This is a genomic window from Arthrobacter sp. NQ7, from assembly GCF_029581595.2.
In the GTDB taxonomy this organism is placed as follows: Bacteria; Actinomycetota; Actinomycetes; order Actinomycetales; family Micrococcaceae; genus Arthrobacter; species Arthrobacter phenanthrenivorans_B.
Genome location: NZ_JARFXU020000022.1, coordinates 1 through 13,147, shown reverse-complemented (window position 1 = coordinate 13,147; position 13,147 = coordinate 1). Strand labels below are relative to the sequence as shown.

Below are 13,147 nucleotides of genomic sequence, written 5' to 3'. Positions count from 1 at the left end.
AGGATGCAAAACTGCTCCGATGAGCCTGCGCATCCAAGCCCTTGCCATCGATTCGACCGACCCCCGCGTTCCCGCGGCCTTTTGGGAACAGGCGCTCGGATGGCGCCGCACCCATGAAGAGGACGACGAGATCGTGCTGGAGCCGCCGGCAGGCAGCGCCGGGGACGGCGGGCTGCCCGACCTGCTCTTCCTCAGGGTCCCGGAGCAGAAGGAACTCAAGAACCGCCTCCACCTGGACCTGCGGCCCCAGGACCAGGACGCCGAAGTGGCGCGGCTGGAAGGGCTGGGCGCGCGGCAGATCTCCGTTGGCCAGGGCGCAGCGGCCACCTGGGTGGTCATGGCGGACCCGGACGGGAACGAGTTCTGCGTGCTGCGCGCCCTGGATCCGGAGGAATCTGCCTAGCGGTAGGTCCTGGCGGGGTAGTTGCTCACGAAGGGCGTGCTGGTGGGCACGATCTGCTTGCCCAGCGGCATCAGGGAAACCGGGATGAGCTTGAGGTTGGCGATGGCCAAGGGGATGCCAATGATGGTCACTGCCATGGCGAAGGCCGTGACCACGTGCCCGATGGCGATCCAGATGCCGGCGACCAGCAGCCAGATCACATTTCCCAGCAGGGAGAAGACACCGGTTCCGCCCGGCTTGTCCACCACCATGCGGCCAAAGGGCCACAGGGTGTAGGCGGCGATGCGGAACGAGGCAATGCCCCACGGAATGGTGACGATGAGCAGGCAGCAGACCACGCCGGCGAGGAAATACCCAAGGGCGAGCCACAAGCCGCCGAAAACCAGCCAAATGACGTTCAGGAGTGTCTTCATGCACCCATTCTGCCCCCACCCCGGCGGCATATGGGTGGGGGATGTCCCTGATCCTGCCCTGATCCGCGGCGTCCTTGCCGGCGGGTCCGTGCTAAACCGTTGCGGCCGCCTTTGCGGCATGCACGAACGCCCGGATCTTGGCCGGGTCCTTCACGCCGCGGGAGGCCTCGACACCAGAGGACACGTCCACTCCCCACGCGTGTGCTGCCGCTGAGGCCTGGGCCACATTGGCAGCGTCGAGGCCGCCGGCAAGGAGCCAGTCCCTGCCTTTCAGCGCCGGCAGTGCAGCCACGGAAGCGTAGTCCCAGGACTCGCCCGAGCCGGGCACGGACGCGTCGATCAGGAGCAGGTCCTCGCCCCAGTCTTCAAACTCATCGGGGCCGGCACCCATGGTGATGGCCCTGACCAGCTTCATGCCGGCGTCGTGCACTGTTGCCACGTCAGCACGGGACCGGGTGCCATGAAGCTGGATCCACTGCAGGCCGGCCGCCCGGGCGATGGCGAGGGCATCTGCCACGGGCTCGTCACGGAACACGGCAATGGGGGAAACTCCGGCGGGCACCCCGGACAGCAGGGATGCCACCTGCGACGGCGAGACCACGCGCGGGCTGGCGGTGAGGACAAACCCGACGGCGTCCGCGCCGGCGTCCACTGCCTCGCGCACCGATTCCGGCGTACTGAGACCACACACTTTGACGAACATTCCCGGGCTCCTTCAGGCTGTTTTCGTGTTGACCCCCCGGAGGAGAGTAGCAGGGCCGGGGCGCATCTGCGATGCCGGCCACGGAGGGGAACTAGGCTGGGCTGATGCAGATCATCCGCTTCGCTGAGCTCAAGGCCGAACCGTGGCGCAACGGCGGCGGGGTGACCCGTGAAATCGCCCGCCAGGAATCCGAAGACGGCGGCTGGAACTGGCGGGTGAGCATCGCAGACGTGGCCAAGGCAGGAGACTTTTCCGCCTTCCCCGGCATGGAGCGGGTGCTGACGGTCATTGAGGGTGAACTGCTGGTCCTCACCGTGGACGGGGCAGAGCACCCGATGGAAAAGTACCGGCCTTTCCGGTTCGATGGCGGTGCGGCCACCGCGGCGAAGCTCCCCACCGGCGACATCCGCGACCTCAACGTCATCACCCGCACGGCCGCGTGCAAGGGCTACACCTCCATCATTGAGCTGTCCAAAAAGCGCGCCCACCCGCTCTTCGAGGGGCAGTTGGGGGTGCTGCTGCAGGGACAGGCAGTGGCCAGCGAAGGCGGGGCGGAGCTGGTGGAACTGGGCAGGTATGACGCGGTGGCAGGCTCGGACAGCACCTCTCCCGAGATCCTGGGCCGCGGCTTCCTGGCCGTGGTCTCGGTCGATCCAGTCACGGCCGCGGACTGAATTCCTCCACCCGTACCACCGCATCCTTCCGGCGCGCTTCCTCGGCCGCAAACACCACGGCGTGGCTGGCCAGCGACTCCTCCAGCCCCGACACCACCCCCGACCAGTCACCCCGGGCGAGGGCCGTGACCCAGGCCTGCACCAGTCCCCTGTCGCCCCCTTCATGCTTTTCACCGGCCAGCCGGGGAGCAGTCGCGGGGACCGGGTGAGCAGTGGTTGTTCCGGTGAGGAAGTCATGGACCGAGATGCTGCCCGCCTCGACGGAGACCTCACCGTGGCTGCCGAAGATCCTGGTGCGGCGCGGTCCCGCGGCCGTGAAGGCCGTCGCGGTGAAGGCTGCTGTGGTGCCGTCCTGGTAGTCGATGTTCACCACCTGGTGGTCCACCACGTCGTTGTCCGCGAAGTAGACGCATCGTCCGTAGGGTCCTGTTGCCAGCGCCTGCCACAACGATTCCCGGGTTCCGCCGGGATCCACGACGTCGGCAAAGTAGGCCCTCGCCGGATCCGCTGTGATGCCATCCGGCGGCCGGCCTGGTCCATAGATCCGCAGGGCGGAATAGGGGCAGCGGGGTTCTGCGGGGCAGCCGGTGCAGCGCCCTGAGGCGCCTTCGGGTGCCTCCTCCGGCCGGAAATGCGAGAGCCTTCCGAAGGAGGACACCCGCACCGGCCGGCTCCCGATGATAAAGGAGAGCCAGTCGACGTCATGCGTGCACTTGGCCAGCAGGAAGGGGCTGGAGTCCTCCTCCCGCCGCCAGTTCCCGCGGACATAGGAGTGCGCGAAATGCCAGAACCCGACAGGCTCCAGGTGCTGGACGGAGATGACGCGGCCAATGGCGCCGGCGGACAGGAGTTGCCGGAGCAGCACGGTCTGCGGGGTGTAGCGCAGGACGTGGCAGACGGTTGCAGTGATCCCGGATTCCCGCTGCAGCCGTGCCAGATCCGCGCAGCCGGCAGCGTCCCCGGCCACCGGCTTCTCCAGGAGGACCGGATAGCCGTGCCCTGCGGCGGCGGCGAACGGCTCGACGTGTTCACGGTCCGGGGTGGCGATGATGACGCCATCGGCCGGCAGCCGGTTGCGGAGCATGGCCTGCCAGTCCACGAACAGCCCTCCGTCCGGGACGCCGAGCTCGGCCGCGAGGCTTTCGCGCAGCAGCCGGCGCGGCTCCGCGACCCCCACAATGGTGGCATGGCCGGTGTCAACCGCGAGCCGGGCGTAGGCGGAGCCGCGCGCACCTGCGCCGGCCACCAGGAGGCGCACGGGTGGCCCGGGATGGGCAACGGGCGGCGGCGGGGCCTCCACCGGTCAGCCGCCGCCTGGATCGGCGAGCCACTCCAGCGCCACGGCCGCCGTCCAGGACTGGTCCATGCTGCCCAGCGGCTCGCCGGTGAACGGCTCGTAATACTCCGCGAAGTGGCCTTCCATCAGCTGGGCAAGGGAGGCTTCCCGCAGCCGCCGGTACCGCATGTCGTCGCCGCGCCTGCGCAGGCATTCCGCCAGGTACCAGTTCATGACGGGCCAGACGGGCCCGCGCCAGTATTGCCGTGGCCTGAGGCCCCCGTAGGTGGTGGAAGTTGAGGCGGGCAGCGGGAAGGCAAGCCGGGGGTCTCCGGTCCAGTCCGGCCCCTCGAAGATCTCCAGTTGGCGCCGCAGCAGGGGCCCGTCCGCTGTGGAGATCAACGGAGCGAACCCGGCCATGGTGGGCAGCCCGATCCATTCGCCGGTCAGCACGTCCCGGTCCCGGGCCAGCCCTGTTCCTTCATCGACGGAGGCATCCACGCCGTCCCGGAACTCCCGGGCCCATTCCCGTAGCCGGGCCGCGTCCCCGCGCAGGCCGATGTGTTCCGCCAGCACGGCCAGGTCCTCGTTGGCCGCCGCGAAGATGGCGGACATGAATACGTCCTTAACCTGGAAGTCCATCACGTCCGGAAGCCGGGCGTCGTCGAACCGGACATCGGCCATCTGCTTCACCAGCCAGAGGTACCTGGCGTACTCCTCGTCACTGGGGCGCTGGCTCCGGTCCGTGACCTTCAGCGTGTCCATCCGGACGAAGGGCTCCATGTCGCCGGGCCGGACCCTCGAGTAGGGGCCGTCGAACCGGGGCGAGTTGTCCATCCCGGACTCCCAGCCGTGATAGATGGTGAGCAGCCCGGAGCCGTCGGCGCCCCGGCTGCCGCGGAGCCAGGCGTGCCAGCGGATCCATTGCGGCAACGTGCGCCGGATGAAGTCTTCGGCGAGCCGGGCGTCCCCGCCGCCGGCCGCCGTCGCACGCTCCACGATGCGGCGCAGCAGCGTGGCATGGACGGGTGGCTGGCAGATACCGCTCGACTGGACGCCTTCGGGGGAGACCCCGCGGGTGCCCCACCGCTCCACATCCGGGAAGTAGCCGGGCACATCGGAGAAGACAATGTGCGGAATCATCCCGCTCTTCCACTGCGCCGCGATCAGGTGGTCCAGCTCCTGCAGGGCCCTTTCCACGCTCATGGTGGACAGGCCGGTGGCCACAAAGGCAGCATCCCAGCTCCACATGTGCGGGTAGAGGTTGGGTGCTGCGGTGACCATGGTGCCGAGGTCATTCGCGGCCAGGACATCCCTGGCCCGCCGGCCCATGTCCGCCAGGTCGCGGACCGGATAGCGGGTGGCGTCCGCCTCTGCCGTCACGCCGTCAGCCCCAGTTGGGTTTCCGTATCAAAGAAGCGCAGGGCGCTTTGCTCAAAGAGCAGTCCCACGGTATCGCCCGCCGACACCCGCGCCGTGGAGGGCACCTGGACCTTGACGGCCTGGCCGCCCAGGTCCACGGTCAGCAGCGTGGCGTGCCCGAGCGGCTCCACCACCTCCACGCCCGCGTCGAGGGTACCCTCCGAGCCGGGCTGGGCAAGGGAAATGTTCTCTGCCCGGATGCCCACCATCACCGGGGTGCCACCCGTCCGCGCCGCTGCCCGGGCAAGGAATTCCGGTGCCGCGATGCTTTGGCCGCCCACTTCCAGGGCCCCCTGCGGGGTGATGCGTCCGTCCAGGAAGTTCATTGGCGGTGAGCCGATGAAACCGCCCACAAAGCGGTCTGCCGGCTCCTCGTACACCGTAATTGGATGGCCGAGCTGGGCGATCTGGCCCTTCTTCATCACGGCAACCCGGTCCGAGAGGCTCATTGCCTCCACCTGGTCGTGGGTGACATAGAGGGTGGTGGAACCGAGCTGCTGGACGATTTTCTTCAGCTCGGCACGGAAGTCCAGGCGCAGGAGGGCGTCAAGGTTGGACAGGGGCTCGTCCATGAGCAGCACGTCGGCGTCCATGACGATGGCCCGGGCCACGGCAACGCGCTGCCGCTGGCCGCCTGAGAGCTGGGCGGGATACCGGTCCAGGTAGGGGCTGAGCTGCAACAGGTCCGCCGCCCAGGCCACCTTCCGTTCGATCTCCTCCCGCGGGAGCTTCTTCATCATCAGCCCGAACGCGATGTTCGTCCGGACCATGCGGTGCGGGAAGACGGCGTAGGACTGGAACACCATGGAAAGGTTGCGGTTCTGCGGCGGCAGGTAGGTCACGTCCCTGCCGCCGATGGCGATGCTGCCCTGGTCCGGGAAGTCCAGGCCCGCGACCATGCGGAGCAGGGTTGTCTTTCCGCAGCCGGAGGGCCCCAGCAGCACCATGAACTCACCTTCGGCCACCTCCAGCGAAACGTTGTTGGTGGCCAGCTCTGTGCTGCCCGGGTAGGTCTTGTGCAGGCCCTTGATGGAGATGTCAGCCATGGGACGGCCTCTCTGGGACGCGATCAGCGGATGGTGGAGCCCCACATGTTGGTGAGGTAGCGGCGCATGAAGAAGATGAACACCAGGGCCGGGACCACCAGCAGGAAACCGCCGGCGAAGCGGTATGCCAATGGCGATTCGGAGAGGGAGCTAAGGACCTGGGCGGGAAGGGTGCGCTGGTTCAGGGTCAGGATCGATGCGCCCAGGACTTCGTTCCAGGACATGACGAAGGTGAAGATGGAAGCGGCCGCGATGCCGGGTATGGCCATGGGCAGGACCACTTTGACGAAGGCCTGCACGGGGCTGCAGCCGAAGATCCGCGCCGCCTCCTCCACATCCCGGGGCACGCCCAGGAACACCGAGGCGGTGATCAGGATGGTGGTGGGCAGGGCCAGGGCGGTGTGGAGCAGGACGACGGCGGGCACACTGTCATACAGCCCCGTTTGCAGGAAGAGCTGGGCCAGCGGCACGGACAGCACGACGATCGGCAGGGCCCGGGTGAACAGGAGGAACAGCTGGTACGGCTCGCGGCCGCGGAAGGCGAAGCGGGCCACCGCGTAGCCTGCGGGAACGCCGATCAGGAGCGACAACACCAGGGTGAACACGCCCACCTGGACGGAGTTGATGAGGCCGCCCAGGATGCCGGTGGACTGCAGGAACGTCTGCATGGTCTCGGTGGAGAAGTTGTCCGGGATGAAGCTGAGCGGAAACTTCTGCAGCGATTGCCGGCTGGACATTGCGGCCAGGGCAATCAGGTAGATGGGCACGGCCATGAACAGGGTGATCAGGATGCAGGCCACCTGCAGCAGCACCCGGTTGCGGCGCTGCCGCGCAAGGGGCCTGCGGTCCACCCCCGGCTCGGGCCGGGCCCCGGCAGCAGCAGTCCTTGATGTCGTGGCGTGGCTCATCGCGCCGCCTCCGTCTGGTCCCTCAGGAGTTTCAGGTAGCCCACGGCGGTCACCATGGACACGGCCATGACTACCAGGGCAAGGGCCGAGGCCACGTTGGGGTCCTGCAGCCCGGTGTACCACCGGTACGTCTCGCCAACCACCAGCGGGAAGTTCTGGCCCGTGAGGGCGAGTGCCACCGCAAAGGTCTGGAAGGCCAGGATGGTCCGCAGGATCAAGGCCGTCTGGAGGCTGGGGCGCAGCAGCGGCAAGGTGACGTGCCACAGCCGGTTCCAGAAGCTGGCGCCGAAAACACCGGCCGCCTCCTCATAGTCCTTCGGGATGGACTGCAGCCCGGCCACGACGATGACGAACACCAGTGATGTGGCGCGCCAGACTTCTGCGATGAGCACGGCACCGAACATGGACGGGTAGTTGTCATAGGCCAGCCACGAAACCGGCTGCATGCCAACAGACGCCAGGAGCGAGTTGAGGTAGCCGCGGTCCGTGAACACTGTCAGCCAGACCAGGCCGGCGGCGAGGTCGCTGACTGCCAGCGGGATGGCCCAGATGTAGAAGTAGGCAGACGCCCCCCGCGGCTTGGCCCGGATCAGCAGGGCCATGGCCAGCGCCAGGACGAACTGGATGGGAATCATCACCACGATGAGCAGCAGCGTGTTGCCCACGGAGGACCAGAAGTAAGGGTCCTGGACCATCCGGGAGAAGTTGGCGGTGGTCAGGCCCTCCGGCCCGCCGAAGGCCTGCAGGATGCCGCTGACCATCGGCCAGCCGAAGAGCAGCGTCATGAACACGATCGACGGGGCGATCAGCAGCAGTGCCGCCGGGTTTCCCTTCCGCCTGGGGGCACGGGCTTTGGGGCCGGCAGGGGGAACATGCGGCCTGGCGGCGGCCGGCGCATCCGGGGCGGCCATCACGCGACCTTGCAGGGAGACATCTTGGGGTCAGGTGCCCAGCACGGGACGTTGAGGCTGTCCATGATCTTGGCCAGTTCCGCACCCTGCCGGTCCAGGGTGGCCTTGACGTCCGAGTTGTTCAAACAGATTTCCTGGAAACAGTTCTTGAAGAGCTGGGAGACCTGCGGGTCCTTGTCACCCAGGCCCACGGGCGGGAGCGCGAGCAGGGCATCGGAGGCTTCCTGCTGCGCCTTGACGGCCTTAGCTTCGAGGGCAACGCCGCCGGGGAGGTCTCCGCCGATGTCCGTTTTCACCACCGGGAAGAATGAGTTGGACTTCAGCGTCTCAATCTGTGCCTCGGGCTTGGACAGCGCCTTGATGAGTTCGAAGGCCTTGTCCTTCTCGGGGGAGCCCTTCGGCACCGCCATGCCGCCGACAATCAGGAGATAACCCCTGCCCTTGGGCCCCGAGGGGGCGGGAACCATCTGCCAGTCGTCCGGTTTGTCCTTGACGGCGTTGATCAGCCGCGCCACGTGGTCCCAGGCCACCAGGACCTCGCCGTTGCCCAGGGGCTCCTGCATGAAGTCGTAGTTGGTGGAGGCGGGGTTTGTATTGGCCCAGAGCTCGCGCATGTAGGTCCACGCGTTCACGGCATCCGGGTTGCGGAAGGTAGTGATCTGCCCGCCCGTGAAGCTCGGCAGCAGGAAGCCCTGGTAGAAGCGGTGGTGCAGTCCCTTGGGGCCGGCCGGCAGGCCGAAGACAGGGCGTCCGCTGGCGTCTTTGGCGGCCTTGGCCCACGCCAGGTACTGGTCGTAGGTGAGCTTGTTGACGTCCGCTCCGGAGGGAAGCCACTGCAGCGCCTTCTTGTTGATGGCCAGCACGTACGTGGCCTGAATCCAGGGGATGTACCGGGGAACGTCGGTGCCCAGTTTGGCCAGTTCGGCCACGTCCTTGGAGTAGCCGGCCGAGGACAGGTCATTCATCAGTGAACTGAGGTCCTCCAACTGCGAAGCGAAGGGGGCCAGGTCGCCGTGCAGCCCGCCGGCGATCCCCACTTCGACCTTTCCGGCGGCGAGCTGGGACTTCAGGGTGGTGTTGAAGACGCCCGTGTCGACGGGGTTGTAGGCCACGCTGATGTCCCCCGCGAATTTCTTGAGGGTGGCCTCGTACTTTTGGCGTTCCTCCACCGGTGCGAACTGTGTGGAGAGGAAGCTGACCGAGCCCTTCCCGCCGCTTCCGCTGGTGTTGACCCCGCAGGCTGCCAGCACCGGTCCGGCAGCCAGCACCGTCAGGCCCCCCTTCAGCAACGCTCGCCGGCTCACGTCGTGGTGCGCGGTAACGGACATTAGAGCCTCCTGGGGTGAGGGCTGCTAGGTTTTTTGTCTGATGATCGATCATAATTGTGTGGTGCAAATCACGTCAATGACCAGGGCTGCCGGCCGCACGCCCGCCCTGGAGAGGAAACCGGGCCAATGACGGAGCAGCGGACCTTAATGGGTGAGCCGGCACCGCAACCGGCAGGCCCCGCCACCAGCGCCGGGCACCTCCTTCAGTTGCTGCGCTCAAACCCCGCGGGATACAGCCGGGCAGACCTGCTTGAACTGACGGGAATGGCCCGGTCCACCCTCTACGAGCGGCTCGATGCCCTCTTCGCCGCAGGCCTCGTCTACGAATCCACACCCCTGCGCGGCCAGCGCGGCCGGCCGCCCCGCTCGCTCCGGTTCGACGACCGGGACAAAGTGGTGGTGTGCCTTGAAATCGGCCACACCCACGCAGGCATCAACCTGCTCGCCCTCAGCGGGGAGGCGCTGGCCTCCGTCCGCATCCCGGTGGACATCGCCAGCGCCCAGGATGCCGTGGTGGACCACGTGGTCGGCGAGGCGCTGCGGCTGCTCGACGGCAGGCAGCCGGTCGGAGCGGGAGCAGGGCTGCCCGCCCCCGTGGACCCCCTCCACCGCCTGGGCCTGGAGCGGACCGTCCTTGCCCATTGGGACCTGCAGAGCCTGCAGGATGCGCTGGAGTCGCGGCTCGATTGCCCCGTCCTGCTGGAAAACGATGCACGGTCCATGGCAGTGGGCGAGGTCCGCGGCCCCACGGATTCCATTGTTGCGGTGAAGGTCAGCACGGGAATCGGCTCCGGAATCATTGTCCGGGGTGCGTTGGTGCGCGGCGCGCATGGGGCGGCCGGGGATATCGGACACGTGCGGATTCCGGAGGCCGCCGGCTGCCGGTGCCGCTGCGGCAGGGACGGCTGCCTGGCAGCAGTGGCTTCGGGCCGCGCACTGCTGGCTTCCCCGCAATTCGCGCACTACGGGACGCTGCGCCGGTTCGTCGAGGCTGCGGCCGAAGACCAGGAGGTACGGGACGCCGTCGCCGGGGCAGGAAAGGTGCTGGGCCGGGCCCTCGCCGCGATGGTGGGAACGCTCAACCCGGGCCGGGTGGCCGTGGGCGGGCTGGTGGGTGTCCTGCCCGGTTTCCTGGCGGCCTGTCGGCAGCAGATCCTTGCGGATGCCTTTGAACCGTCCCTGGTGGACCTGGAGATCGTTCCCGCGGACAGCCGCAAGGCCACGGCCGTGGGCCTCTGCCGGCTGGTGGAGGAGAGCCTCTACGCGCCGGAGCGGGTCGAAAGGCTGCTCGCCCAGCGCGGGTGGTGAGGTTGGGCACCAAGGGTGGCTCGCCGCCGTCGTGCCTTGCTACCTTGGAAGCCAAGGCTCCGCACCCGAGCCTCCGGACGACGGTTCAGTACCCGGCACGCGACAAGACTGGCCAAAGGATCTGGTCATGTCTTGGTTAATCCTCATTCTCTCGGGGGCGCTGGAAGCGGTCTGGGCCGCGGCACTGCACCGCGCCTCACAGGCCTCCGGCCCCCGCAGGACCGGCCCGGCGCTTCTCTTCCTCGTAGCCGTCGCGGCCAGCACCGGTGGGCTTGCCGTCGCCATGCAGACCATCCCCACCGGCACCGCCTACGCCGTATGGGTGGGGGTCGGAGTGGTGCTCACCTCGGCCTACGCAATGGCCAGCAGGGTGGAGCGTCCGACGGCGGTGCGCCTCCTGCTGCTCTCCGGCATCGCCATGTGCGTCGTGGGCCTGAAGGTGGTGGCGTGATGATCAGGCGTTCAGTTCCGTGGCTGGTCCTGCTGGCCTCCGCGGTCCTCGAAGCGGTCTGGGCCACGGCGCTCGGCCTTTCCGACGGCTTCACCAGGCCGCTGCCCACGCTGGTCTTCGCCGGCACCGCAACCCTGAGCATGCTGGGCCTGGGCATGGCCATCCGGACCATCCCCCTGGGCACGGCCTACGCCGTGTGGGTGGGGATCGGCGCGGCGTTGACCGTGGGCTGGGCGATGGCCACCGGCGTGGAGCCGTTCAGCGTCCTGAAGCTGCTGTTCATCGCCGGCATCGTGGGCTGCGCGGCGGGCCTGAAGGCGTTGCCGGCAAAGGACCCGGCGCCCGCCCCCAGCAGTGACTAGGCTGTGGACATGGACTCCCCCGAACTTGCCCAGGCGGTGGACGCGCTGCGGCGCAGGCTGGCTCCCGGTACCCGGACCATCCTTGGCATTGCCGGCGCGCCCGGGGCCGGGAAGTCCACGCTGGCCGCCTGGCTCCTGGAACAGTTCAGCCCCGGCACCGCTGTGGTGGTCCCCATGGACGGCTTCCACCTGGGCAACGCCATCATCGAGGGGACTGAGCTGCGGCAACGGAAAGGAGCCATCGACACGTTCGACGGCGGCGGCTACCTTTCGCTGTTGCGCCGCCTGGCGCGGCGGGACGAGGCAGTGGTGTACGCCCCGGAATTCCGGCGCACCCTTGACGAACCGGTGGCAGCCTCCATCGCAGTCCCGGCCGAGGTCCCGCTGGTGATCACCGAAGGCAATTACCTGCTGGTGGACCGGGAGCCGTGGAAAGAGGTGCGTGCCCAGCTGGACGAGACCTGGTTCATTGAAACCCCGCCGCAGCTCCGGCTGCAGCGCCTGGTGGACCGGCACGTCTCGTTCGGGATGGACCAGGACGCCGCCGCAGCCTGGGCCAACGGGCCGGACGAGGCAAATGCCCGGCTGATCCAGGCCACCCGTGCGGCCGCCGGCCGCATCATCCCCTGGCTGTAGCCGACCGTCCGGCACAGGCACCCAGCGACGCAGTTCATGCACGAAACGACAAGGAGCACCCATGGCACACCTACCCACTGACCGCGGCAACACTGTCCAGCTCGGCGATGGCCTGGCCGTCAGCCCCCTCGGCTTCGGCGGCATGGCGCTGACCCCCGTGTACGGCGACGTCGACCCGGCCGAGGCACTGCGGACGCTGCACCACGCGGTGGACGCCGGTGTCAGCTTCATCGACACCGCGGACATCTACGGCGGCGGCAGCAACGAGGAACTGATTTCGCAGCTGCTCAAGGACCGGCGGGACGAGGTCCAGCTGGCCACCAAGTTCGCCCTGGTGGGCACGCCGACCGACGGCTACACGGACATCCGGGGCGACGCGGAGTACGTCCGGCAGGCCGTGGAACGCAGCCTGCAGCGGCTGGGCACCGACGTGATCGACCTGTACTACATGCACCGCCGTGACGTCCGGGTTCCGATCGAGGAAACCGTGGGCGCCATGGCGGAACTGGTGAAGCAGGGGAAGGTCAGGCACCTGGGCCTCTCCGAGGTGACGGCACAGGAGCTGCAGGACGCTGCTGCGGTGCACCCGATCGCCGCCGTCCAAAGTGAGTGGTCCATCTGGAGCCGGGACGTGGAGCGCAACGTGGTCCCGGCCGCCGCCGGCCTGGGCACGGGTTTCGTCCCCTACTCCCCCCTGGGCCGCGGCTTCCTCACCGGAACGGTGGATACCACGAGCTTGGGCGCCAAGGACTTCCGGCGGAACATCCCCCGCTTCGCCCCGGACGCGGCGGCCGCCAACCAGGCAGTGGTGGACGCGGTCCGGAACGTGGCGGACCAGCTGGATGCGACGCCCGCGCAGGTGGCTTTGGCATGGTTGCTGGCCCAGGGCGGCCGGCTCGGACTGCCGGTCGTCCCGATCCCGGGCACCCGCAAGGCCGCACGGATCGACGAAAACCTCGGCGCCCTGGCCCTGGACCTCACCCCGGCGCACCTGGAGGTTCTCGACGCAGCCTCGGACGCCGTCGTCGGCTCCCGTTCCGCGGATCCCACGTGGGTGTCCGAGGGGCGCGAATAGCGCGTCACCCTGTAAGCAGAAACCACGTATTCGACTGCAACTCCAAGGAGCCCCATGACTGCCATCGTGCACTTCGAAGTCCGGATCGACCCCGCGCGCCGGGACGATGCCGCCAAGTACCTGTCCGAAACCCTCGCCGCCACCCGTGCCTGGCCAGGCAACCAAGGCATCGAGGCACTGGTTGACGACGCCGACCCCTGCCACATCCTGGTGGTGGAAACCTGGGCCACC

At 68.1% G+C, this 13,147-nt stretch carries 16 protein-coding genes and 1 riboswitch; of the genes, 8 read left to right on the top strand and 8 right to left on the bottom strand.

Annotated elements, in window-relative coordinates:
* Positions 1 to 19 precede the first annotated feature (19 nt).
* The gene (locus PUN71_RS18525; protein WP_043455748.1) at positions 20 to 403 is read left to right on the top strand and encodes a VOC family protein; all 384 of its coding nucleotides are present in this window, start codon (positions 20 to 22) and stop codon (positions 401 to 403) included.
* Here PUN71_RS18525 and PUN71_RS18520 read toward each other — a convergent pair.
* Complete coding sequence (locus tag PUN71_RS18520) at positions 400 to 816, bottom strand: YccF domain-containing protein (RefSeq protein WP_043455749.1); 417 nt, start codon at positions 814 to 816, stop codon at positions 400 to 402. The two genes, PUN71_RS18525 and PUN71_RS18520, sit on opposite strands and share 4 nt — an antisense overlap.
* A gap of 91 nt (positions 817 to 907) precedes the next feature.
* The gene (locus PUN71_RS18515) at positions 908 to 1,519 is read right to left on the bottom strand and encodes a phosphoribosylanthranilate isomerase (RefSeq protein WP_043455752.1); all 612 of its coding nucleotides are present in this window, start codon (positions 1,517 to 1,519) and stop codon (positions 908 to 910) included.
* Positions 1,520 to 1,623: 104 nt separating this feature from the next.
* On the opposite strand from PUN71_RS18515, the gene PUN71_RS18510 reads away from it, so the two are divergent.
* Complete coding sequence (locus PUN71_RS18510; protein ID WP_277799580.1) at positions 1,624 to 2,193, top strand: HutD/Ves family protein; 570 nt, start codon at positions 1,624 to 1,626, stop codon at positions 2,191 to 2,193.
* On the opposite strand, the gene PUN71_RS18505 is transcribed toward PUN71_RS18510, so the two are convergent.
* From PUN71_RS18505 to PUN71_RS18480, 6 genes are read right to left on the bottom strand one after another with little or no spacing between them, the layout of a single operon-like run.
* The gene (locus PUN71_RS18505) at positions 2,177 to 3,493 is read right to left on the bottom strand and encodes a Gfo/Idh/MocA family protein (protein WP_277799579.1); all 1,317 of its coding nucleotides are present in this window, start codon (positions 3,491 to 3,493) and stop codon (positions 2,177 to 2,179) included. The genes PUN71_RS18510 and PUN71_RS18505 overlap by 17 nt on opposite strands.
* 3 nt (positions 3,494 to 3,496) lie before the next feature.
* Positions 3,497 to 4,852 carry a glucosylglycerate hydrolase gene (gene ggh, locus PUN71_RS18500; protein ID WP_277799578.1) on the bottom strand — a complete coding sequence of 452 codons (1,356 nt, stop codon included), beginning with the start codon at positions 4,850 to 4,852 and terminating at the stop codon, positions 3,497 to 3,499.
* Positions 4,849 to 5,937 (bottom strand): ABC transporter ATP-binding protein, encoded by a 1,089-nt coding sequence (locus PUN71_RS18495; protein ID WP_277799577.1) that lies wholly within the window; start codon positions 5,935 to 5,937, stop codon positions 4,849 to 4,851. The genes ggh and PUN71_RS18495 overlap by 4 nt, the downstream gene beginning before the upstream one ends.
* Before the next feature lie 23 nt (positions 5,938 to 5,960).
* Positions 5,961 to 6,845: a carbohydrate ABC transporter permease gene (locus PUN71_RS18490; protein WP_277799576.1), complete on the bottom strand. Its 885-nt coding sequence runs from the start codon at positions 6,843 to 6,845 to the stop codon at positions 5,961 to 5,963.
* Complete coding sequence (locus tag PUN71_RS18485; RefSeq protein ID WP_277799575.1) at positions 6,842 to 7,756, bottom strand: carbohydrate ABC transporter permease; 915 nt, start codon at positions 7,754 to 7,756, stop codon at positions 6,842 to 6,844. The genes PUN71_RS18490 and PUN71_RS18485 overlap by 4 nt, the downstream gene beginning before the upstream one ends.
* Entirely contained in the window at positions 7,756 to 9,084 is a 1,329-nt protein-coding gene (locus tag PUN71_RS18480) for an ABC transporter substrate-binding protein (protein ID WP_277799574.1), read from the bottom strand. Before PUN71_RS18480 ends, PUN71_RS18485 begins: the two co-directional genes overlap by 1 nt.
* A 126-nt stretch (positions 9,085 to 9,210) precedes the next feature.
* Here PUN71_RS18480 and PUN71_RS18475 point away from each other — a divergent pair, with 126 nt between their 5' ends.
* The 6 genes from PUN71_RS18475 to PUN71_RS18450 form a co-directional block, all read left to right on the top strand.
* Positions 9,211 to 10,392, top strand: a complete 1,182-nt coding sequence (locus PUN71_RS18475) for an ROK family transcriptional regulator (protein ID WP_277799573.1) — start codon at positions 9,211 to 9,213, stop codon at positions 10,390 to 10,392.
* 51 nt (positions 10,393 to 10,443) lie between these two features.
* Positions 10,444 to 10,509, top strand: a riboswitch (guanidine-III (ykkC-III) riboswitch).
* 10 nt (positions 10,510 to 10,519) lie between these two features.
* Positions 10,520 to 10,843 carry a DMT family transporter gene (locus PUN71_RS18470; protein ID WP_277799572.1) on the top strand — a complete coding sequence of 108 codons (324 nt, stop codon included), beginning with the start codon at positions 10,520 to 10,522 and terminating at the stop codon, positions 10,841 to 10,843.
* Positions 10,843 to 11,205, top strand: coding sequence for a DMT family transporter (locus PUN71_RS18465; protein WP_043455771.1), 363 nt, complete (start codon positions 10,843 to 10,845; stop codon positions 11,203 to 11,205). Before PUN71_RS18470 ends, PUN71_RS18465 begins: the two co-directional genes overlap by 1 nt.
* 9 nt (positions 11,206 to 11,214) lie before the next feature.
* Positions 11,215 to 11,841 carry a nucleoside/nucleotide kinase family protein gene (locus PUN71_RS18460; protein WP_277799571.1) on the top strand — a complete coding sequence of 209 codons (627 nt, stop codon included), beginning with the start codon at positions 11,215 to 11,217 and terminating at the stop codon, positions 11,839 to 11,841.
* 61 nt (positions 11,842 to 11,902) lie between these two features.
* Positions 11,903 to 12,916 (top strand): aldo/keto reductase, encoded by a 1,014-nt coding sequence (locus PUN71_RS18455; protein ID WP_277799570.1) that lies wholly within the window; start codon positions 11,903 to 11,905, stop codon positions 12,914 to 12,916.
* A gap of 54 nt (positions 12,917 to 12,970) precedes the next feature.
* A partial coding sequence (locus PUN71_RS18450; protein WP_277799632.1) for a putative quinol monooxygenase occupies positions 12,971 to 13,147 on the top strand: 177 nt, incomplete at its 3' end.

Excerpts from the sequence above, each read along its gene's own strand:
- PUN71_RS18470 (WP_277799572.1), top strand. The coding sequence starts at position 10,520 with ATGTCTTGGTTAATCCTCATTCTCTCGGGGGCGCTGGAAGCGGTCTGG.
- PUN71_RS18475 (WP_277799573.1), top strand. The coding sequence starts at position 9,211 with ATGACGGAGCAGCGGACCTTAATGGGTGAGCCGGCACCGCAACCGGCA.
- PUN71_RS18460 (WP_277799571.1), top strand. The coding sequence starts at position 11,215 with ATGGACTCCCCCGAACTTGCCCAGGCGGTGGACGCGCTGCGGCGCAGG.
- PUN71_RS18455 (WP_277799570.1), top strand. The coding sequence starts at position 11,903 with ATGGCACACCTACCCACTGACCGCGGCAACACTGTCCAGCTCGGCGAT.
- PUN71_RS18525 (WP_043455748.1), top strand. The coding sequence starts at position 20 with ATGAGCCTGCGCATCCAAGCCCTTGCCATCGATTCGACCGACCCCCGC.
- PUN71_RS18495 (WP_277799577.1), bottom strand. The coding sequence starts at position 5,937 with ATGGCTGACATCTCCATCAAGGGCCTGCACAAGACCTACCCGGGCAGC.
- PUN71_RS18490 (WP_277799576.1), bottom strand. The coding sequence starts at position 6,845 with ATGAGCCACGCCACGACATCAAGGACTGCTGCTGCCGGGGCCCGGCCC.
- PUN71_RS18465 (WP_043455771.1), top strand. The coding sequence starts at position 10,843 with ATGATCAGGCGTTCAGTTCCGTGGCTGGTCCTGCTGGCCTCCGCGGTC.
- PUN71_RS18510 (WP_277799580.1), top strand. The coding sequence starts at position 1,624 with ATGCAGATCATCCGCTTCGCTGAGCTCAAGGCCGAACCGTGGCGCAAC.
- PUN71_RS18480 (WP_277799574.1), bottom strand. The coding sequence starts at position 9,084 with ATGTCCGTTACCGCGCACCACGACGTGAGCCGGCGAGCGTTGCTGAAG.
- PUN71_RS18520 (WP_043455749.1), bottom strand. The coding sequence starts at position 816 with ATGAAGACACTCCTGAACGTCATTTGGCTGGTTTTCGGCGGCTTGTGG.
- PUN71_RS18515 (WP_043455752.1), bottom strand. The coding sequence starts at position 1,519 with ATGTTCGTCAAAGTGTGTGGTCTCAGTACGCCGGAATCGGTGCGCGAG.
- PUN71_RS18485 (WP_277799575.1), bottom strand. The coding sequence starts at position 7,756 with ATGGCCGCCCCGGATGCGCCGGCCGCCGCCAGGCCGCATGTTCCCCCT.